This window comes from Cellulomonas avistercoris (assembly GCF_014836445.1).
Taxonomy (GTDB): domain Bacteria; phylum Actinomycetota; class Actinomycetes; order Actinomycetales; family Cellulomonadaceae; genus Cellulomonas; species Cellulomonas avistercoris.
Window position 1 is genome coordinate 179716 of record NZ_JACSQV010000003.1, and the last position, 19621, is coordinate 199336.

16 protein-coding genes are annotated in these 19621 nt (G+C 73.6%); 7 read left to right on the forward strand and 9 right to left on the reverse strand.

What is annotated here, in order from left to right; all coding sequences use genetic code 11:
- Window positions 1–160: 160 nt before the first annotated feature.
- Both H9657_RS05355 and H9657_RS05360 read left to right on the forward strand, forming a co-directional pair.
- The gene (locus H9657_RS05355) at window positions 161–2269 is read left to right on the forward strand and encodes a family 43 glycosylhydrolase (protein ID WP_225214675.1); all 2109 of its coding nucleotides are present in this window, start codon (window positions 161–163) and stop codon (window positions 2267–2269) included.
- A 159-nt stretch (window positions 2270–2428) separates the two neighbouring features.
- Window positions 2429–3916 carry an endo-1,4-beta-xylanase gene (locus H9657_RS05360; RefSeq protein ID WP_191781100.1) on the forward strand — a complete coding sequence of 496 codons (1488 nt, stop codon included), beginning with the start codon at window positions 2429–2431 and terminating at the stop codon, window positions 3914–3916.
- A 73-nt stretch (window positions 3917–3989) separates the two neighbouring features.
- On the opposite strand, the gene H9657_RS05365 is transcribed toward H9657_RS05360, so the two are convergent.
- From H9657_RS05365 to H9657_RS05385, 5 genes are all read right to left on the reverse strand, one after another.
- Complete coding sequence (locus tag H9657_RS05365) at window positions 3990–4448, reverse strand: DoxX family protein (RefSeq protein ID WP_191781103.1); 459 nt, start codon at window positions 4446–4448, stop codon at window positions 3990–3992.
- Window positions 4449–4572: 124 nt separating this feature from the next.
- A complete protein-coding gene (locus H9657_RS05370; protein ID WP_191781106.1) occupies window positions 4573–6489 on the reverse strand; it encodes a glycoside hydrolase family 127 protein in 1917 nt (638 codons plus the stop codon).
- Window positions 6490–6562: 73 nt separating this feature from the next.
- The gene (locus tag H9657_RS05375; RefSeq protein WP_191781108.1) at window positions 6563–7381 is read right to left on the reverse strand and encodes a carbohydrate ABC transporter permease; all 819 of its coding nucleotides are present in this window, start codon (window positions 7379–7381) and stop codon (window positions 6563–6565) included.
- Complete coding sequence (locus tag H9657_RS05380) at window positions 7378–8319, reverse strand: carbohydrate ABC transporter permease (RefSeq protein WP_191781124.1); 942 nt, start codon at window positions 8317–8319, stop codon at window positions 7378–7380. Before H9657_RS05380 ends, H9657_RS05375 begins: the two co-directional genes overlap by 4 nt.
- A 56-nt stretch (window positions 8320–8375) precedes the next feature.
- A complete protein-coding gene (locus H9657_RS05385) occupies window positions 8376–9674 on the reverse strand; it encodes a sugar ABC transporter substrate-binding protein (protein ID WP_191781126.1) in 1299 nt (432 codons plus the stop codon).
- A 261-nt stretch (window positions 9675–9935) separates the two neighbouring features.
- Between H9657_RS05385 and H9657_RS05390 the strand changes: the two genes are divergently transcribed.
- On the forward strand, window positions 9936–10955 hold the full coding sequence (locus H9657_RS05390) for a LacI family DNA-binding transcriptional regulator (RefSeq protein ID WP_191781128.1): 1020 nt from the start codon (window positions 9936–9938) through the stop codon (window positions 10953–10955).
- A gap of 22 nt (window positions 10956–10977) precedes the next feature.
- Window positions 10978–12102 carry a 23S rRNA (uracil(747)-C(5))-methyltransferase RlmC gene (gene rlmC, locus H9657_RS05395; RefSeq protein WP_191781131.1) on the forward strand — a complete coding sequence of 375 codons (1125 nt, stop codon included), beginning with the start codon at window positions 10978–10980 and terminating at the stop codon, window positions 12100–12102.
- A gap of 111 nt (window positions 12103–12213) precedes the next feature.
- Here rlmC and H9657_RS05400 read toward each other — a convergent pair whose 3' ends face one another.
- Window positions 12214–13248 carry an LLM class flavin-dependent oxidoreductase gene (locus H9657_RS05400; RefSeq protein ID WP_191781133.1) on the reverse strand — a complete coding sequence of 345 codons (1035 nt, stop codon included), beginning with the start codon at window positions 13246–13248 and terminating at the stop codon, window positions 12214–12216.
- A 66-nt stretch (window positions 13249–13314) separates the two neighbouring features.
- Between H9657_RS05400 and H9657_RS05405 the strand changes: the two genes are divergently transcribed.
- The gene (locus tag H9657_RS05405; RefSeq protein WP_191781135.1) at window positions 13315–14091 is read left to right on the forward strand and encodes an alpha/beta fold hydrolase; all 777 of its coding nucleotides are present in this window, start codon (window positions 13315–13317) and stop codon (window positions 14089–14091) included.
- A gap of 43 nt (window positions 14092–14134) precedes the next feature.
- A complete protein-coding gene (locus H9657_RS05410; RefSeq protein WP_191781137.1) occupies window positions 14135–14569 on the forward strand; it encodes a DUF5684 domain-containing protein in 435 nt (144 codons plus the stop codon).
- 63 nt (window positions 14570–14632) lie between these two features.
- Here H9657_RS05410 and H9657_RS05415 read toward each other — a convergent pair whose 3' ends face one another.
- Window positions 14633–16078 (reverse strand): NYN domain-containing protein, encoded by a 1446-nt coding sequence (locus H9657_RS05415; protein ID WP_191781139.1) that lies wholly within the window; start codon window positions 16076–16078, stop codon window positions 14633–14635.
- A 149-nt stretch (window positions 16079–16227) separates the two neighbouring features.
- Between H9657_RS05415 and H9657_RS05420 the strand changes: the two genes are divergently transcribed.
- Window positions 16228–18195, forward strand: a complete 1968-nt coding sequence (locus tag H9657_RS05420; RefSeq protein WP_191781142.1) for a threonine/serine exporter family protein — start codon at window positions 16228–16230, stop codon at window positions 18193–18195.
- Window positions 18196–18216: 21 nt separating this feature from the next.
- Here the strand turns inward: H9657_RS05420 and H9657_RS05425 are convergent, their stop codons facing one another.
- Complete coding sequence (locus tag H9657_RS05425) at window positions 18217–19095, reverse strand: ABC transporter permease (RefSeq protein ID WP_191781144.1); 879 nt, start codon at window positions 19093–19095, stop codon at window positions 18217–18219.
- Window positions 19082–19621 (reverse strand): AAA family ATPase (locus H9657_RS18930; protein WP_404813139.1); only part of this gene is annotated, 540 nt, incomplete at its 5' end. The genes H9657_RS05425 and H9657_RS18930, both read right to left, overlap by 14 nt.

A 19621-nucleotide genomic window follows, 5' to 3' on the forward strand; every position in this document is an offset into this window, starting at 1 on the left:
TCGACGTCGTCGCGTCCCTTGTTCGCGGTGCGGCGGTGTCGGCACGATGACGTCGACCCCCCGCCGCCGACGACGTCGTCGCTCGCGAGGAGTTGTGAACGATCACAGCCCCCTCGTGGGGCCTCTCATCCCGGTGCGTTCGACCCCTCGCGGAGGATCGATGTCAACCACGTCCAGCCCCACGCGCCCTCCTGCCCGGCGGCTGCTCGCCGTGGCGGCGGCGCTCGCCACCGCCGCGTCCGCCGGCATGGTGGCCGTCGCCCACGCCCCCGCGGCCGCGGCCGCCACCGTCGACACCGGGACGTCGTACGTCCTGGTGAACCGCAACAGCGGCAAGGCCCTCGACGTCTACAACTTCGCCACGTCCGACGGCGCGCGGCTCACGCAGTGGACGCGCGGGACGAACGCCAACCAGCAGTGGCGGTTCGTCGACTCGGGCGGCGGGTACTACCGCGTCCGCTCGCAGCACTCGGGCAAGGTCCTCGACGTGGAGGGCCGCTCGACGGCCGACGGCGCGAAGGTGGTGCAGTGGGCCGACACCAACGGCACGAACCAGCAGTGGCGCCTGCAGGACGCGGCCGACGGCTACGTGTCGCTCATCAGCCGCCACGCCGGCAAGGCGCTGGAGGTGCAGAACGCGTCGCGGGACGACAACGCCGAGATCGTCCAGTACAACCCGTGGGGAGGAACCAACCAGCAGTGGCAGCTCGTGCCCGTAGGGAGCCCCGTGACGCCGACGCCCACCCCCACCACCACGACGCCGCCGGTCACCGGCTCGTTCACCAACCCGGTGGTCTGGCAGGACTTCGCCGACGGCGACATCATCCGCGTGGGTGACGCGTACTACTACTCCGCCTCGACGATGCACTACTCGCCGGGCGCGCCGGTGCTGCGCTCCTACGACCTCGTGAACTGGGAGTACGCCGGCCACTCGGTGCCGCGCCTCGACTTCGACGACACGAAGTACGACCTCGTCGGCGGCCACCGGTACGTCAAGGGCATCTGGGCGTCCACGCTCGGCTACCGGCCCAGCAACAGCACCTACTACTGGTACGGGTGCACCGAGTTCAACCGCACCTACGTCTACACGGCGTCGGCGGTCGACGGCACGTGGACCAAGAAGGCGCGCATCAACAGCTGCTACTACGACGCCGGCCTGCTGGTCGACGACGACGACACGATGTACATCGCCTACGGCAACGGCACGATCAGCGTCGCGCAGCTCAACGCCGACGGCACGCAGCAGGTCCGGGCGCAGCAGGTGTACCAGACGCCGTCGAGCATCGGGACGCTCGAGGGCGCCCGCTTCTACAAGAAGGACGGGTACTACTACATCTGGCTCACGCGCCCCGCCAACGGGCAGTACGTGCTGCGCTCCCGCTCGCCGTTCGGCCCGTACGAGCAGCGTCAGGTGCTGCTCGACCTGCCGGGCCCGATCAGCGGCGGCGGCGTCCCGCACCAGGGCGGCATCGTGCAGACGCAGGCCGGGGACTGGTGGTACATGGCGTTCACCGACGCGTACCCCGGCGGTCGGATGCCGACGCTCGCGCCGCTCACCTGGAACGACGGCTGGCCCAGCGTGCAGACCGTCAACGGCCGGTGGGGCACCACCTACCCGCGGCCCGCGATCAGCACGACCCGCACGGTGCAGCCCATGACCGGCCGGGACACGTTCACCGGGACCCGGCTGGGCCCGCGCTGGGAGTGGAACCACAACCCCGACACCAGCCGCTTCTCGGTCGGCAACGGGCTGCGGCTGCAGACCGCGACGGTGACGAACGACCTGTACGCGGCCCGCAACACGCTCACGCACCGCATCCAGGGGCCGTCGTCCACCGCGACGATCGAGCTCGACTACTCCGCCATGGCCAACGGGGACCGGGCGGGCCTGGCGATGCTGCGGCAGTCGTCGGCCTGGATCGGTGTGGTCAAGGGTGGCAACGGCGCCACGCGGGTCGTGATGACCGACGGCCTGACGATGAGCTCGTCCTGGTCCACGACGAGCACGGGCAGCGAACGCGCGAGCGCCGACGTCAGCGGTGGACGCATCTGGCTGCGGACGTCGGCGGACATCCGCCCCGGGTCCGGCCGGCAGGCCACGTTCTCCTACAGCACCGACGGGACGACGTTCCGGACCCTCGGGCCGGCGTTCACCCTCAACAACGAGTGGCAGTTCTTCATGGGCTACCGGTTCGGCGTCTTCAACCACGCGACGACGTCCCTGGGCGGTGCCGTGACGGTCCGCAGCTTCGACCTCACGACGCCCTGACCACCTGACGCACCACCGACGCGTCGCCGTCGGGTCCCCGACCGGGTCCCGACGGCGGCGGGCCCGGCCGTGCCCTCACGCGGCGCCGGTGCCCGGCCTCACCACCCGACCCGACGGGACGCTCCCGCGCGCCGTCACGCACCTCGAAGGAGAGCACACGTGACCACACACACCACGGCCCGCAGGGGCTGGGCGAGGAGAGCGGCGGCCCTGCTGGCCACCGCGGGCCTCGCTGCCACGACGGCGCTCGCCCTGGCGGCACCGGCGCAGGCCGGCACGACGCTGGGCCAGTCCGCCGCCGAGCGGGGCCGCTACTTCGGCGCCGCGATCGCGGCGGGCCGCATGAGCGACTCGACGTACCTGGGGATCTTCAACCGTGAGTTCAACTCGGTGACCGCCGAGAACGAGATGAAGTGGGACGCGACCGAGCCCAACCAGGGCCAGTTCAGCTACGCCAACGGCGACCGGATCGTGAACCACGCGATCTCGCGCGGCATGAAGGTGCGCGGCCACGCGCTGCTGTGGCACGCGCAGCAGCCGGGCTGGGCGCAGAACATGTCCGGCCAGTCGCTGCGCAACGCGGCGATCAACCACGTCACCCGCGTCGCGTCGTACTACCGCGGCAAGATCCACAGCTGGGACGTCGTCAACGAGGCGTTCGCCGACGACGGCCGCGGCAGCCGGCGCGACTCCAACCTGCAGCGCACCGGCAACGACTGGATCGAGGCGGCGTTCCGTGCCGCGCGCTCGGCCGACCCGGGCGCCAAGCTCTGCTACAACGACTACAACACCGACTCGATCAACGCGAAGTCGACCGGCGTGTACAACATGGTCCGCGACTTCAAGGCGCGCGGCGTGCCGATCGACTGCGTCGGGTTCCAGTCGCACTTCGGCACCACGATCCCGAGCGACTACCGGGCCAACCTGCAGCGCTTCGCCGACCTGGGCGTCGACGTGCAGATCACGGAGCTCGACATCGAGCAGGGCTCGAACCAGGCCAACGCCTACCGCCAGGTCGTCGAGGCGTGCCTCGCGGTGTCCCGGTGCACCGGGATCACGGTGTGGGGCATCCGCGACACCGACTCGTGGCGCGGGGGTGCCAACCCGCTGCTGTTCGACGGCTCGGGCAACAAGAAGGCCGCCTACACCGCGACCCTCAACGCGCTGAACGCCGGCAACAACAACGGCGGGGGCGACAACGGCGGCTCGACGTCGATCGACACCAACGCCTGGTACGTGCTCGTCAACCGCAGCAGCGGCAAGGCGCTCGACGTGTACAACCTGTCGACCGCCGACGGCGCGGACATCGTCCAGTGGTCGCGCAACGACGGCAACCAGCAGCAGTGGCAGTTCGTCGCCTCCGGCAACGGCAGCTACCGCGTGAAGTCGCGCCTGTCGGGCAAGGTGCTCGACGTCTACGCGAGGTCGACCGCCAACGGTGGCGAGGTCGTGCAGTGGCCCGACCTCAACGGGACGAACCAGCAGTGGTCCGTCGCGATCAGCAACGGCTACGCGACCCTGCGCAACGCCAACTCGGGCAAGGTCCTCGAGGTGCAGGGGGCGTCGGCGGCCGACGGTGCCAACGTCGTCCAGTACGACGGCTGGAACGGCAGCAACCAGCAGTGGCAGCTGGTGCGCGTCGGCTGACCGCCGCCGCCACCCGGGTGCCCCCCCCCCCCCCCCCCCCCGGGGGGGGGGGGGGGGGCCGCCACCGGTGTCACTAGGGTCTGGCCCGCTGAGAGCGCGACGACCGCCACGCGCGCCAGGCGCCCGTGGACCACAGCGCCCAGAGCACGAGCAGCACCTGGAAGGGCAGCCGCGCGAGGCGCTTGGCGTCCGTGTCGAGCCCGAAGCCGTCGTTGCCCTCGACGTACTGCGCGACGTTGCCGGGGAAGACCGCGACGAAGAAGGCCGCGGCCGCGGCGCCCACCCACGGCCGGTAGCGCGCCGGCGCGACGACGAGCGCGGCACCGAGAGCGATCTCGACGACGCCCGAGCCCACGACGACCAGGTCGGTGTCGACCGGCACCCACGAGGGCACCTGCGCCTGGAACTCCTCGCGCGCGAACGTCAGGTGGCTCGTGCCGGCGAAGGCGAGGAACCCGCCGAGCGCCACACGTCCGATCGTGCGCGCGAGCCCGTCCCGGGGTCGGTCGGTCCGGCTGCGGTCAGTACCCACGGCGTTCCTCCTGGACTGGTGCGTCCCCCGAGGTTAGGTCCAGGGCGCACCGCGCGCGCGGTGCGGACCGGTCCCGGCACGACGACGGCCGGGCGCGTGCCCGGCCGTCGTGCGTGCGCGCGCGTCACTCCACGGGCAGCCACACCCGCATCGTCGACGGGCCACGCTCGGCCCACGCGTGGTACGGCACCAGGGGCACCAGGTCCGTGACCGCGGGGCTCGCCGCGCGCTGCGGTCCGAACGGCCACGAGACGTCCGGCAGCGGGCGCCGCGCGACGGGCACGAGCACCTGCCCGTCCCGCTCGACGGGGGGCGCCTGCGTCGTGACCACGGCGTGCGCGACGTCCGTGCCCAGGTCGACCGACTCGAGAGCCATCACCAGCGGCCCCCGCTCGACGGCGACCTGCCCGCGCACGGCGTCGACCCGCGGGTCGGCCCACGTCCAGCGCGCCGCCACGGGCAGGTCGAGCACGACGTGCGTGCCCTGCGCGGGGCCCGCGACCGCGACGTAGCCGGGGGCGGCGTCCGTGGTGGTGCCGTCGCCCGTCGTGACCTGCGCGCCGTGCGCCCAGGAGGGCACCCGCAACGTCAGGGTCCAGCCGTCGGCGGGTGCCTGCACCGCCCGCACCACCACGCGTCCGTCGTGGGGGTACGCGGTGCTCACCTCGAGCTCGACGGCGCGGCCGCCGCCCAGCTCCGTACGGATGGTCGCCGGCGCGTACTGGTGCAGCTGCACCCCCGAGTCGTCGACGCTCGCGACGTACGCGGCGAGCGACGCGACCGTGCGCGTGACGTTGGTGGGGCAGCACGACACCGCGAAGAACGGTGCGCGCAGGCTGGACGCGGCGCGCGGGCTGACCTCGTCGGCCGCGACCTCGCGCCCCGGCGTCCGCTGGTGCAGCGGGTTCGTGTAGTAGAACGCCTTGCCGTCCTGCGCAGGGGACGTGGCCACCACGTTGTAGAGCGCGCGCTCGACCGCGTCGGCGTGCAGCGCGGCACCGGTCTGCAGCAGCAGCCGGTGGTTGACCATCACCGAGGCGATGCCCGCGCACGTCTCGGAGTACGACCGGTCGGGCGGCAGCTCGAAGTCCGCGCCGAACGACTCGCCCTCGTGGTGGGCTCCCATGCCGCCCGTCAGGTAGGTGCGCCGCGCGAGGGTGGTGCGGACCTGGCCCGCCACGGCACCGAGCAGCTCGTCGTCGCCGTCCTCGACCGCGAGGTCGACGGCCGCCGCGGCCAGGTACAGCGCCCGCACGGCGTGGCCGGCCAGCACGGTCGCCTCGCGCACCGGCACGTCGTCCTGGAAGTACGCCGGGCCGAAGTCGATCTCGCCGAGCAGCCCGTGGCCGCGCCGCTCGACGAACAGCCGGGCCTGGTCGAGGTACCGCCGCTCACCCGTGACCCGGGAGAGCTCGACCAGCGCGACCTCGATCTCGGGGTGCCCGCAGACGCCCTGCTGCGGGCCGTCGGCGCCGAACACGTCGCACACGTGGTCGGCGGCGCGCACCGCGACGCGCACGATCTCGTCGTCGCCGAACGTCCGGGCCCGTGCGACACCGGCCTGGATCAGGTGGCCGATGCAGTAGAGCTCGTGGCCCCACTCGAGGTCGGACCAGCGCGGACGCTGCCCGGGGCGTCCGAACATCGTGCCGATGTACCCGTCAGGCTCCTGCGCCGCCGCGACGCGGGCGGCCAGGGCGCGCAGCCGGCGGTCCAGGTCGGCGTCACCGGTGCGCCCGACCTCCCAGGCCATCGCCTCGAGCAGCTTGTAGATCTCGGAGTCGGAGAACTCACGCCCCTGACGGCTCAGGGGGAGCCGGCCCTCGACCGCGGCGTCGAAGTTGCCGGTCCAGCCCAGGCGCTCGAGCCAGCCCTCGACGTGCGTGATCATCGTCGAGGCGTTGAGCTGCTGCAGGTCTCCCCAGAAGCCGCCGGTGAGCGTCACCTCGTCGAGCCCGAGAGGGCGCCAGGGGGAGCGGGACGGGGCCACGGGGCGGCCGTGGGAGCGGGCGTCGACCCGCAGGGTGTCGGACGAAGGCATGACGAGCTCCGGTGGTACTCGGTCCGGCTGTGCCGGACGGGGTGGGACGTGGGAGGCGAGGCGGGACGCGCGGCTACTTGACCGCGCCGACCGTCAGGCCGTCCTTGAGCTGGCGGTACGTGAGGCTGAAGACGACGAGGATCGGGACCGACGTCAGGACGGCGAGGGCCATGAGGCCGGGCCAGTCGATGCCGAACGCGGAGACCTGCTGGGCGAGCAGCGCGCTGAGCGGGTACTGCCCGGGCGTGAGGTAGAAGTTCACGGCGTAGAGGAACTCGCCCCAGGCCAGGAGGAAGATCAGCGTGCCGACCGTGAACAGGCCGTTGCGCGCGACGGGCAGCACGACGGTCCAGAACGTGCGCCAGATGCCGGCACCGTCGATCGACGCCGCCTCCTCCAGCTGCGGCGGGACCGCGCGGAAGAACGGGCGCAGCAGCAGGGTGGCGAACGGGGTGAGCAGGGCGGCGTCCGCGAGGATCACCGACGCGGTGGTGTCCAGCAGCCGCCAGTCGCTGAAGATCTGGAAGAGCGGGATGACGTTGGCCGTCTGCGGCATCATCTGCAGGACGATCAGCAGCCCCAGGCCGACGGTCGGCAGCCACCCGGTGGTGCGCGCCAGCCCGTACGCGGCGGGGATCGCGATGACGAGCACGAGCGCCGTGGCGCCCACCGCGATGGTGGCCGACTGACCCATGGCCTGCCAGAGCGTGGGCGTCAGCGCGTGGGCGTACGCCTCGAGCGTCGGGGTGAAGACGAACGTCGACGCCCGGTCGAACACGTCGGCGGAGCTCTTGAACGACGTGATGAGGATCCACAGGATCGGCACGCCGTACATCAGCGTGAGCAGCGTCTTGGTCGCGATCGCGACGGGACCGGCCTTGACCTCGTTCATCCGTGCTTCTCCTCGTTGCGGATGCTGCGGGCGTACAGCACGGCGAGCACGAGCACACCCGCGACCGCCACGACGGACGTGGCAGCACCGAGCCCGTAGTCGTACCTGACGAACGCCTGCAGGTAGCCGAGGAACGGCAGGGTGTTGGTCGCCGTCCCGGGGCCGCCGTACGTCATGACGTAGATGAAGTCGAAGCTGCGCAGGCCGTAGACCAGCGTGAGGATCAGCAGCACCAGCGTGGTGCCGCGCACGGACGGCACCATGATGTGGCGGACCTGCTGCGCCTTGCCGGCACCGTCGAGCTCGGCGGCCTCGAAGACCTCCGGCTCGATGGTGAGCAGGGCGGCGCGGTACACGAGCGCGTTGAACGGGATGACGGCGAACGAGTTGACGAACGCCACCGCCATCAGCGCCCAGTGCTGGTCGTAGAGGAACGGCACGGGCGTGTCCCGCAGCCCCGTCCCGAGCAGGACCGTGTTGACGAGCCCGGTGTCGGCCAGCAGGAACTTCCACACCGACCCGTTGACGACCGGTGGCAGCGCCCAGACGAAAACCATCAGCGCGAGCAGCGCCCCGGACCACCGGCCCGACGTCCGCAGCGCGATCGCGCCCCCGAGGCCCAGGCCCATGCCCAGCACGGTGACGACCACGACGAAGACCAGGGTGCGGCTGACCGCCGCACCGGTGTCGCCGGACTCGAAGCCGGCGACGAAGTTGTCGAGACCGCTGAACTCCCACCCCGAGTTCAGGGTGGCGGCGGTGACCTTCGAGAAGGCCATCCGCAGCAGGGTGATCAGGGGGTAGATGCTCAGGGCGCCGAGGAAGACGGCGGCCGGGAGAAGGAAGACCAGGCGCGTCTGGCGCGGGGGGCGCCGCCGGGGCCCGGGGGCCGGGCGGGTGCCGGCCCGCCCGGCCGTCGGTGCGATCGAGGTGGTCAAGGGGACCTCCGGTGGGGAGTCGCGCCGACGACCGGGCGCGGCTGGGCGGGTGGTGGTCAGTCGAGCAGCGGGCCGAGCGCGGCGACCGCGTCCTGCGCCGCCTGCTCCGGCGACTTCTGGCCACCGATCGCGGCGCTCCACGCCTGGCCGACCGTCAGCTGGACGTCGGCGACGGACGCGGGCGGGATGACGGCAGCCGGGTAGTTCGCACCGAACCGGGTGATGCTCTGCGCGAAGGGCTCGAGCAGCGCGTTGCCCGTCACGGACGCGTCCTGACCGGCGTCGGCGCGCGACGGCAGGGAGCCGACGATCTCGGCCGGCAGGAGCTGGCCCTCGGCGTCGAGGTAGGTGGCGGTCAGGTATTCCCACGCGAGGTCGGGGTTCTTGCTGAACGCGCCGATGCCCTGGCCCTCACCACCCAGGTAGACGCCTCCCGTGCCGGACAGCGGCAGCGGCACGACGCCGTACTCGAAGTCGGCGTCGGAGGCCGCGGTGCCCATCTGCCAGTTGCCGTTCGCCGCGAAGGCGGTCTTGCCGGCAGCGAACTGCTGGAACGGCACCGTCTGGTCCCACGTGACGGCCTCCTGCGAGAGCCACCCGTTCTCGACCCACGACCGCACCCGGCCGAGTCCCGCGGCCAGCGCGTCGGCCTGCGGGTCCTCGTAGGTGAAGCCCTCGGAGGTGATCCACGGGTACGCCTGCCACTCACCCTGCGACTGCGGCAGGCCGGACAGCGTGATGCCCGCGTAGCCGGCGGCCTTCGCCGCGGCCATCGCGTCCTCGAGCTCGGTCATCGTGGTGGGCGGCTCGACGCCGATCTCCGCGAGGATGTCGGCGTTGTACCAGAGCCCCAGGAGGTTGACGTAGCCCTGCACGGCGTACGTGGTGCCGTCGATGGTGTGGACGACCGACTCCGAGACCTGGTCGGCGTCGGCGAAGTCGGCCCAGTAGTCGTCGAGGGGAGCCAGCGCGCCGCCGAGGGCGAGCGTCGCGGCCTCGGCGCCGTTGAAGACCACCACGTCCGGGCCCGTCTTGGCGCCCGCGGCGGCGACGAGCTTGGAGTTGAGCTGGTCGTAGGGGACGAAGACGTTGTCGACGGTCGCGCCGTCGTGCTGGGCCTCGAACTTGTCGGCGAACTCGTCCATGAGCTTCACCTGGTTGTCGTCCGAGAAGTAGTGCCACACCGTGAGGGTCGCGCTGTCGCCCGAGCCGGACCCCTGGGAGCCGGCGCCGTCGGCGCTGGTGCCGCCCGAGCACGCGGCGAGCAGCAGTCCGCTCGCGGCGGCCAGCGAGGTGAGTGCCAGCCGCGTGCGGCGGCGAGGAGTGGGCCGTGCGTCGTTGCCGTTGATGTCCATCAACCGGGCTCCTGTGTGTCGAGACGGGTCCGGCGGCCCGGGTGGGGTGCCCGGTCGGATCCTCGTCGATGCTCCTGACCTCGGGGCGCCCGTCGCCGCGTCGCTGCGGCGGGCGGTGTCTCCACCGTCGGCCCGAAAGTGGCCGAAACCCTTTTCGGGACGCTAGCACTGGGTTTTGGCGACGGTCAACCGTGGATCCTCAACGCCGCTTTCGGGCATGATGTGGCCGTACGTCGACGCAGACAGGGATGGGGGACGACCATGACGGCAACCGACGGCCGGGCCCGCCCGGTCACGCTGCGCGACGTCGCGCAGCTCGCCGGGGTGTCGGTCGCCACGGCGTCGAAGGCGCTCAACGGCAAGGCCGACGTGCACCCCGACACCCGTCGGCGCGTGCAGGAGGTCGCCGACCGCCTGGCGTTCACGCCCAACTCGCTCGCACGCGCCATCACCGCAGGTCAGACCGGTACCGTCGGCCTGCTGACGCACGACCTCGAGGGCCGGTTCAGCCTGCCCATCCTCATGGGGGCGGAGGACGCCTTCGGTGCCGGCCGCACCTCGGTGTTCCTGTGCGACGCGCGCGACGACGCGATCCGCGAGCAGCACCACCTGCGGGCGCTGCTCGGCCGCCGCATCGACGGGCTCATCGTCGTCGGCTCCAAGACGGACCCGCGTCCCTCGCTCGGGCGGGACGTGCCCGTTCCGGTGGTGTACGCCTACGCACCGTCCGACGACCCGCGGGACGCCTCCGTCGTGCCCGACAACGTCACGGCCGGCCGGATCGCCACCGAGCACCTGCTCACGCTCGGCCGACGCCGTATCGCGCACGTGTCGGGCGACCCGACGTACGCGGCCGCCCAGGACCGCGCCGCGGGCGTCACGCAGGCCCTCGCAGCGGCCGGGCTCGAGCAGGTCGGGCCGGTGCGCTTCGGCTCCTGGAGCGAGGCCTGGGGCCGGGCCGGGGTCGCCGCCGCGCTCGACGCGGACCCGGACGTCGACGCCGTGGTGTGCGGCAGCGACATGATCGCCCGCGGCGTGCTCGACGCGCTGCGGGAGAGGGGCATCGACGTGCCCGGCGACGTCGCCGTCATCGGCTTCGACAACTGGGAGCCGATGATCGCCGGCTCGCGGCCCGCGCTGACCAGCGTCGACATGAACTTCGAGACCATGGGCCGCCGGGCCGCGACCCGCCTGTTCGGGCGCATCGCCGGGACCGCGGAGGGCGGCGTCGAGACCGTCGCACCGCGCGTGGTCGTGCGGGCGTCGACCGCGAGCGGCTGAGAGCGCCACGTACCCTGGGCACGTGCGCTGCGGCTACTTCGACGCGGGCGTGTGCCGGTCGTGCACGCTCCTCGCGGTGCCGTACCCGGAGCAGGTCGACGCGCAGCAGCGCCACGTGCGCACCGTGCTCGGCGACCCCGCCGGCGTCACGTGGCTCCCGACCGTCACGAGCGCTGAGGCGGGGTTCCGCAACAAGGCGAAGATGGTCGTCGCGGGCACCGTCGACGCCCCGACGCTCGGCATCCTCGACGGTCACGGCCACGGCGTGGACCTGCAGGGCTGCCCGCTGTACCCGCCGGCCCTGACGGCAGCCTTCGCGCCGCTCGCCGCCTTCGTCTCCGAGGCGCGGCTGACCCCGTACGACGTGCCGACGCGCACCGGTGAGCTCAAGCACGTGCTCGTCACGGCCTCGCCCGACGGCGACCTCATGGTCCGGTTCGTGCTGCGCAGCACCGAGGCGCTCGCGCGCGTGCGCAAGCACCTGTCGTCCCTGCGTGCCGCCCTGCCGCACCTCGTCGTCGCGTCGGTCAACGTGCAGCCGGCGCACGCGGCGGTGCTCGAGGGCGAGCGCGAGATCCTGCTCACCGAGCGCGAGACGCTGCGCATGCGGGTCAACGGGCTCGACCTGCACCTGCGCCCGCGCAGCTTCTTCCAGACCAACACCGAGGTGGCCGCCGCGCTCTACCGGCAGGCCGCCGCGTGGGCCGACGAGGCGCAGGTGACCTCCGCGTGGGACCTGTACTGCGGCGTCGGCGGGTTCGCGCTGCACCTCGCACGGCCGGGGCGGCACGTCGTCGGCGTGGAGACGAGCGCCGAGGCGGTCGCGAGCGCCGAGGTGACCGCGCGCGACGCCGGGCTGCCCGGCACACGGTTCCTCGCCGGCGACGCCACGGCGTTCGCGCTCGCCGCGCGGGACGTGCCCGACCTCGTCGTGGTCAACCCGCCGCGGCGCGGGCTGGGCGAGCCGCTGAGCCGGTGGCTCGAGGCCAGCGGGGTCCCGCGCGTCCTGTACTCGTCGTGCCACGCGGGCTCGCTGGCGCGGGACCTCGCGCACATGCCGTCCCTGCGCCCCGTGCGTGCCCAGGTCCTCGACATGTTCCCGCACACGCTCCACCACGAGGTCCTCACGCTCCTCGAACGCACCTGACCCCGCCCGCCGAGCGCGGTACCCGACCGTCGAGCGCGGCACTCGTTGCTGCCGCGCTGGGCGGCCGAGTACCGCTCTCGGCGGTTCGGGGTGGTCGGGGTGGTCGGGTGGTCAGGCGAGGGCGTCGGCCAGGAGGCGGAGGGTCTGCTCGCGGGCCGGGGCGCGGTCCGCCGGGGTGCCGCGCGTCGCGCCCGCGACGGGCTGCACCATGATCTCGTCGGTGCCCAGGCGTCGGGCCAGCTCGCGCACCTGCTCGGCGGCCTGCGCCGGGTCGCCGACGATCCACGACGAGGTCAGCGCCGCGAGCGCGTCGTCGGCGGACGCGGGCAGGGGAGCCTCCTCGGCGTCCTCGACCAGCTCCTGCGGCTCGAGCGTCGTGCCCGAGCGCAGCCGCCACATCGTGCGCACCTGCGGCAGGGCCAGGCGGTGCGCCTCCCGCGCCGTCGGTGCCACGGCGACGTTGGCCACGGCGATCGTGCGCGGCTCGGCGAGCGTCTCCGACGGCACGAACGTCTCGCGGTAGAGCGCCACGGCCTCGTCGGTGCCGCGCCCCGCGAAGTGGTGGGCGAAGACGTACGGCAGGCCGAGGCGGCCGGCGAGCTGCGCGGAGTACGACGACGACCCGAGCAGCCACAGCTGGGGTGCGGACACCGCGCGCGGCGTCGCGCGCAGCGGGTACGTCGAGGACCCGACGCGCACCTGCACGCCCTCGGGCCGCACGAGCGCGGCCAGCGCGGCGACGTCGGCGTCGAACGTGTCCACGCCGTCACCCGTCGACCCGCGCCGCAGCAGGTGGCTCGTCACCGGGTCCGAGCCCGGAGCGCGGCCGATGCCGACGTCGACGCGGCCGGGGAACGCGGCCTCCAGCAGAGCGACCTGCTCCGCGACGACCAGGGGCGAGTGGTTCGGCAGCATGACGCCGCCGGACCCCACGCGCACGCGCGACGTCGCGGCGGCGACGAGCGACATCAGCAGCGGTGCGTTGGTGGCCGCGACGGCCGGCATGTTGTGGTGCTCGGCGACCCAGTAGCGGCGTGCGCCGACCTCGTCGGCGACGCGGGCCAGCGCGAGCGTCGCGGCGACGGCGTCGGCCGTGGTCTGGTCGGAGCGGACGGGGACGAGGTCGAGCACGGAGATGGCGGTCACCTCAGGGCCAACCCGGCCGGGGCGGACCCCATTCCGGGTGCGGCGGGTGGGCCTAGGGTCGGTCCCGTGAACCACGACACACGGCGGCTGCCGGCACCGGGCGGGCAGGTCGGTCCGCTGTGGGTCGTCACGCGAGGCTCTGGACCGCCTCTGGTGCTGCTGCACGGCAACGGCGAGGACCACCACGTCTTCGACCGGATGGTGCCCGCGCTCGGCGCCGGGCGCACGCTCGTCGGGATCGACTCGCGCGCCCACGGACGCAGCCCGCGCGGTGACGGCCCGCTCCGGATCGCGACGATGGCCGACGACGTCGCGCTCGTGCTCGACCTCCTCGGCCTGCCGAGCGTCGACGTGCTCGGCTTCTCCGACGGCGGCAACATCGGGCTCGAGCTCGCGGTCCGTCACCCCGGGCGGATCCGTCGTCTCGTGGTCGTCGGCGCCAACCTGTTCCCGGCGGGCATGAACAGGTCCATGCGCGCCGTGGGACGGGTCGGCCACGCCCTGCTGTCGGTGCTCGCGCCCGTCGTGCCGCGGCTGCGGGTGCCCGCCGAGCGGTTCGCGCTGATGGTCCACGACCCCTGCCTCGACCCCGCCGACCTCGCGCGCGTGGACGTCCCGACGCTGGTCGTCACGGGGGAGCGGGACGTCGTGCGGCCGGAGCACACGCGCCTGATCGTCGGGTCGATCCCCGGCGCGCGCTCCGCCGTCGTGGCCGGCGTGGGCCACATGGTCCCGGTGCAGGCGCCCGACCGGCTGAGCGCGCTCGTCACCGCCTTCCTGGCGGACGGGCCGCCCGATGAGCCGTCCGGAGGAACCGCCGGAGCAACTCGCGCGAATCCGTGAAAACGGGACACAGGGGGCTCCCAGGAACGCTACTGTGCGCGCCATGTCCACACTCTTCGCGGTCCCGATCACCGACGCCGAGGCCGCCGCGGCCGCCGGTGGCATGGCGATCCTCTTCCTCATCTTCGGCCTCGTCGGCTACGTCGTGTCGTCCCTCGGCCTCATGGGCGTCTTCACCAAGGCCGGCAAGCCGGCGTGGGCGGCCTTCGTGCCGATCTACAACCTCGTCGTGCTGCTCGAGGTCGTCGGTCGCCCCCTGTGGTGGCTCGTCCTGTTCCTCATCCCGGGCGTCAACATCGTCGCCATGATCATCGTCATGAACGACCTGTCGAAGTCGTTCGGGCACGAGGCGGGCTTCACCGTCGGGCTCGTCCTGCTGACGGTGGTGTTCCTGTGGATCCTGTGGCTCGGCTCGAGCACGTACCGCGGCCCGGCCGCGGCCGCGACCGCCGCACCCACGACCGCGTACGCCGCCTGACCTCCTCGTCCCCCCACGGCCCGGTCGCCCTCGTGGCGGCCGGGCCGTCGTGCGTCCGGGGCGTCAGCCTGCGACGAGGCCGCCACCCACCCAGGCACGGATCGCGGCCGCGTCACCGTTCGTCAGCTCCATGCGGGCGCCGCGGCACAGGCCGATGACGTTGTCCGCCCAGCTGCGCGCGACCTCCTCCGGCGTCGGCTTCGCATCGAGCGACAGGCCCGTGTACAGCACGCCGGAGATGACGAAGTTGATGGTCGAGCGGCCGACCTTCGCGCCCGACTGCTGGCACGCCTCGTGCACGCGGCGCGACGTCGTGACCCGGTCGAACGGGTGCGCGGCGACGTCCGCCGCGAGCGTCTGGAGCACCACGCGGTACTGCGCCTGGCTCAGGCCGGGCGTGTCCGTGACCGCGATGACCTGGCGCTGCAGCTCGTTGGGCGCCGTGTCGGCCACCGCACCCGGCAGGTCCGCCTCGCCGAAGCGCTGCGGGTCCCACACGTGACCCGGCGGGCGCGTCGAGACGTCGAGGTCCGGCAGGGCCCGCGACAGCCACGCCGTGAAGCCGCCCGTCCCGGCCCACTGCGACGCCGCGAGCGACGGGTCCGCGGTCTGCGCGACCTGCGCCGCGGCGCCGAGCGGCAGCGGGGCGTCGGCGGTGCGCACCGCGCGCCGCACCGCACGCCGGGCACGGGCCTCGGCCTCGTCGACGATCCGCTCGGTGACGCGCACCTTCGTCGTGCGGGGGGCGGCCGGCGGGGCCTCCTCCGCGGCGACCTCCGCGGGGACCTCGGGAGCGACCTCGGCGGCGGCCGGGGCCGCTGCGGTCACGCCACGCGTCGCCCGGCGTGAGCGGCCCGTGCGCGTCGTCGCGGGTGCGGCCTCGGGCGGCGCCGCGGCGGCCACCGGCTCGACGACGACGGTCTCCGTCTCGACCGCCACCGGCTCGGGGACGGGGTCTGCCACGAACGTCGAGGCGGTCTGCGTCACGAGGTCCGCGAGCGCGTCCGCGCCGATGACCGTGTCGGCGACCGACCGGTAGGCGGAGGCGGCCGGTGAGGCCGTGATGATGGTCACACGACGGTCGTCCGCGCGGCACCGCTGCGCCAGCGGCGTGAAGTCGGCGTCGGCGGACACGATGACGAACTCGTCGTAGTGCGTGGTCGCGGCGAGCGCGTCGACCGCGTCGAGGACGAGGTTGATGTCGGCGCTGGACTTGCCCTGCTGCGTGAGCGAGGGGCAGTCGACGACCTTGAAGCCGGCGCGGGTGAAGTTGGGGCGGAAGCGCGAGTACACCGAGGGGTTGAGGTAGCACGCGCGCACCAGGAACCGGCGCGTCAGGTCGCCGTCGACGTCGGACCCCTGGCCGAGCTCGGACAACCAGTGCGCTGGGTCGGTCGCGAAGGCCTCGGCCGCCTGCGGGTCGAGGCGTGCCAGGCCGATGTAGACGTTGTCGAAGTCGACGAACAGCGCAGAACGCAGCCGGCGGGTGTGTTCGGGGGTGATGGTCACACCCCCATCCTGCCGTGCCCGGCCGTCGCTGCGTCGGTAGCGTGCCTACGAGGGGCCGCGGGACGAGCCGCGCGGACGTGGTCGAGGGGAGAAGACCGGGTGCGCAACCAGGACGCGGTGCGACGGACCCGCCATCGCGGGAGCACGCGGTGACGACGCTCCCGTCCCTGCTGGTCGCGCCGCCGTTCCGTCTCGAGGTCGACCCGCAGGACGCCGAGGAGCTCCTGCAGGTCCCCGACGGCGCGACGACCCCGTCGGCAGCGCCGGAGACGACGACCGCTCCCGCACCGGTACCGGTACCGGTCGAGCCGACCGCCGACGCCACGACGAACGCGCCGGCACCGCCGCCGGTCGACGTCACGCCCGCACCACCCCCGCAGGGCACACCCGCACCGACGCTGGAGCCGGCGCCCGACGTCGCGACGACCGTCCCGACGCCGACCCCTGAGCCCACGTCCACGTCCGGTGCCCTGGTGCCGACCTGGACCTCGCGACCGGCGGTCACGGAGTCGTCGTTGCCCTGGGGCATGGTCGTGGCCGCCGCGCTCGTGCTCGTGCTGGCCGCCGTCGGGATCGCCTGGTGGTTGCGGCGGACGGGCCGTGCCGCGGCGCCCAGGGCGACGGGGACGGGGACGGGGACTGCGACGGGGACGGCGACCAGGGTCCCGACGGGGACGGTGGACGGTGACGACGCCCCGACGCTCGAGCTCCCGCCGCTGGGTGCCCCCGACGAGCCGCCGGGATCACCCGACGAGACGCTCGTGCTCCCACCGAGCGCCGCGCGCGAGGACGACCAGGTGGTCGACGAGGGGGTGGCCGGCGCGCAGCACGACGGCGAGCCGGACGACGGTGAGGACGTCGACGCCCTCAGCGCCCGCGCCGACGTCACGGTGCTGTTCCTGGTGCGTCTCGGCGAGGCGATGATCGACACGGGCTCGCCGATCGTCCAGGTCGACTCGACCCTCGAGCGCGTCGCGACGGTCAACGGGCTGCCCGACGCCGCCGTGGTGACGTTCCCGACGGCGCTGATGGTCTCGGTCCCGCAGCACGACACCGTGCAGACGGCCGTGAGCGCGGCCGGGAGCCGGGCGCTGCGCCTCGACCAGGTCGCCGACGTCCTCGAGCTGGCCGACGCGGCCTCGCGAGGGGCCGTGCGGCCGCGCGAGGGTCTGGATGCGCTGTCGGCGATCGTGCTGTCGCAGCCCCGGTCGTCGCCCGCGCGGCGCGCCCTGGGCTACGTGGCCGTGGCGGCGGGGCTCTCGCTCGTCCTGGGCGGCGGGTGGCTCGACGTCGTCATCGCCGCCGTCCTCGGTGGCGTGGTGGCCGGGGTCACGACGATGACGCGGCGCGTCCCGGCGGTGTACGAGGGCCTGATCGTGGCGCTGTGCGCGTTCGTCGTCGCCGTACCGGTCCTGCTGCTGGTCCGCACGGGCTGGCCGGTGGGTCTGCTGGCCCCCCTGGCCGCGCCCCTCGTGACGTTCCTGCCGGGAGCGCTGCTGACCACGGGCGTCATCGACCTCGCGACGCGTCAGATGATCGCGGGGTCGTCACGGCTGGCCGCGGGCGTCATGCAGCTCGTGCTGCTGGCGCTGGGCATCACGACCGCCGCCGGGCTCGTCGGGGTGCCCGCCGCCGAGGTCGGGAGCGAGAGCACCGGTCAGCCGCTGGGATGGGTCGGGCCCTGGGTCGGCGTGCTGGTGTACGCGGGCGGCGTGGTGCTGAACAACGCCGCGCACCGGGGGTCGCTGCCGTGGATCACCCTCGTGCTGCTGGTCGCGTACGCGGGCCAGGTCGTCGGCGGCGTCCTGTTCGGTGCCGTGGTGTCGTCGTTCGTCGGCGCGCTGGCGATGACGCCCGTGGCGATGCTCGCGGCGGCACGGCGCGGTGCGCCACCGTTCCTCGTGACGTTCCTGCCCGGGTTCTGGGTGCTGGTCCCTGGGGCCCTCGGCCTGGTCGGCGTGACGTCCGCGCTGGGGCGCTCGACGGACCAGGCGATCACGACGATCATGACGACGGGCATCTCGATGGTCGCGATCAGCCTGGGGGTGCTGGCCGGTCTCGCGCTCGGTGGCGGCGTGCAGCGCCGCTTCGCGCCCGACGCGCCGCGGATCGTGTGAGCGGACCGCCGCGGCGGGCGGTCAGGACGACACGTCGGCCGTCGTGAACCGGGCCCACGCGAGCGCCCCGAACACCACGACCCAGCCGGCCTGCACCGCGAGCCCCTGCGCGAGGACGTCCGCCGACGGCACGACGCGCAGCATCTCCGCGAAGTCGAACCAGTGGTGCGTGAGCAGCACCGGGTGGATCACGGCGACCTGCGGCAGCTGGTCGAGCACGCTCGAGACGACGGCCACGACGACGGTCGCGGCCATGGCGCCGACGGGCACCTCGGTGAGCGTCGAGAAGAACAGCCCGACCGCGACCAGGCCCGTCATCGACAGGCCCACGTAGGCGACGACGCCGGCGACGCGCAGCACGCCGTCGGCGAGCGGCACCGTCGTCCCCGACAGCAGCGTGAGGTCACCGACGCCGAACAGCGCGGCGCCGACCGCGAGCCCGACGACCGCGATGCCCAGGACGGCCACGGCGGCGAAGACGAGCGCGCCCAGGGCCTTGACCGCCAGCAGCCGTCCCCGGCCCACCGGCACGACGAGCAGGTAGCGCAGCGTGCCCGGCGACGCCTCGCCCGCGATGGCGTCGCCCGACGCGATCCCGATGGTCAGCGGCAGCAGGAAGGGCGTGCACAGGAAGAGCGACGCGACCACGAGGAACAGGCCGTTGCCGGTTACGCGCGCGACGAACGGGGGACCCTGCCCGGCGAGGCCCGCGTCCTGCGCGAGGAACAGCACGAGCCCGAGCAGCACCGGGACCAGCGCCAGGCCCACGAGCAGGACGAGGTTGCGGCGCCGGCCCAGCACGAGGGCAAGCTCCGAGCGCACGAGCCGGCCGGTCGCGCCACGGTGGCGGACCGGGTCCGCGACGCGTGCGTCCGCGGGTGCGGTGTCAGCGAGCGACATCGAAGCCCTCCCCGGTCAGCTCGACGAAGACCTGCTCGAGCGACGGTCGGCGCACGTCGAACGTGAGGATCCCGGCACCGGCGCGCACGAGCGCGCCCGCGATGTCCTGCGGCGCCGGCAGGTCGCCGTCCGCTCCGGGGTCGTCGGCCAGCGCGGCCGAGACGGTCACGCTGCCGTCCGCGGCGGGGCGCTCGGCGGTCGTGTCCGCAAGACCCAGGCGGCGCAGCTCGCCGAGCGCCGTGGCGGCGTCGGCCTGGGGGGTGCGCACCACGACGCGCGACCCCCGCCGGGCGGTCAGGTGGTCGCGCGTGCCCTGCAGCAGCAGGCGACCGCCGCCCATGATGCCGATGTGCGTGCACACCTGCTCGATCTCCGCGAGCAGGTGCGAGGACACGAGCACGGTGGTGCCGGCGTCGGCGAGCTCGCGCACGAGGTGCCGGACCTCGCGCGTGCCCTGCGGGTCCAGGCCGTTGGTCGGCTCGTCGAGGACGAGCAGGTCGCGGGGGGGGGGGGGGGGGGGGGGGGG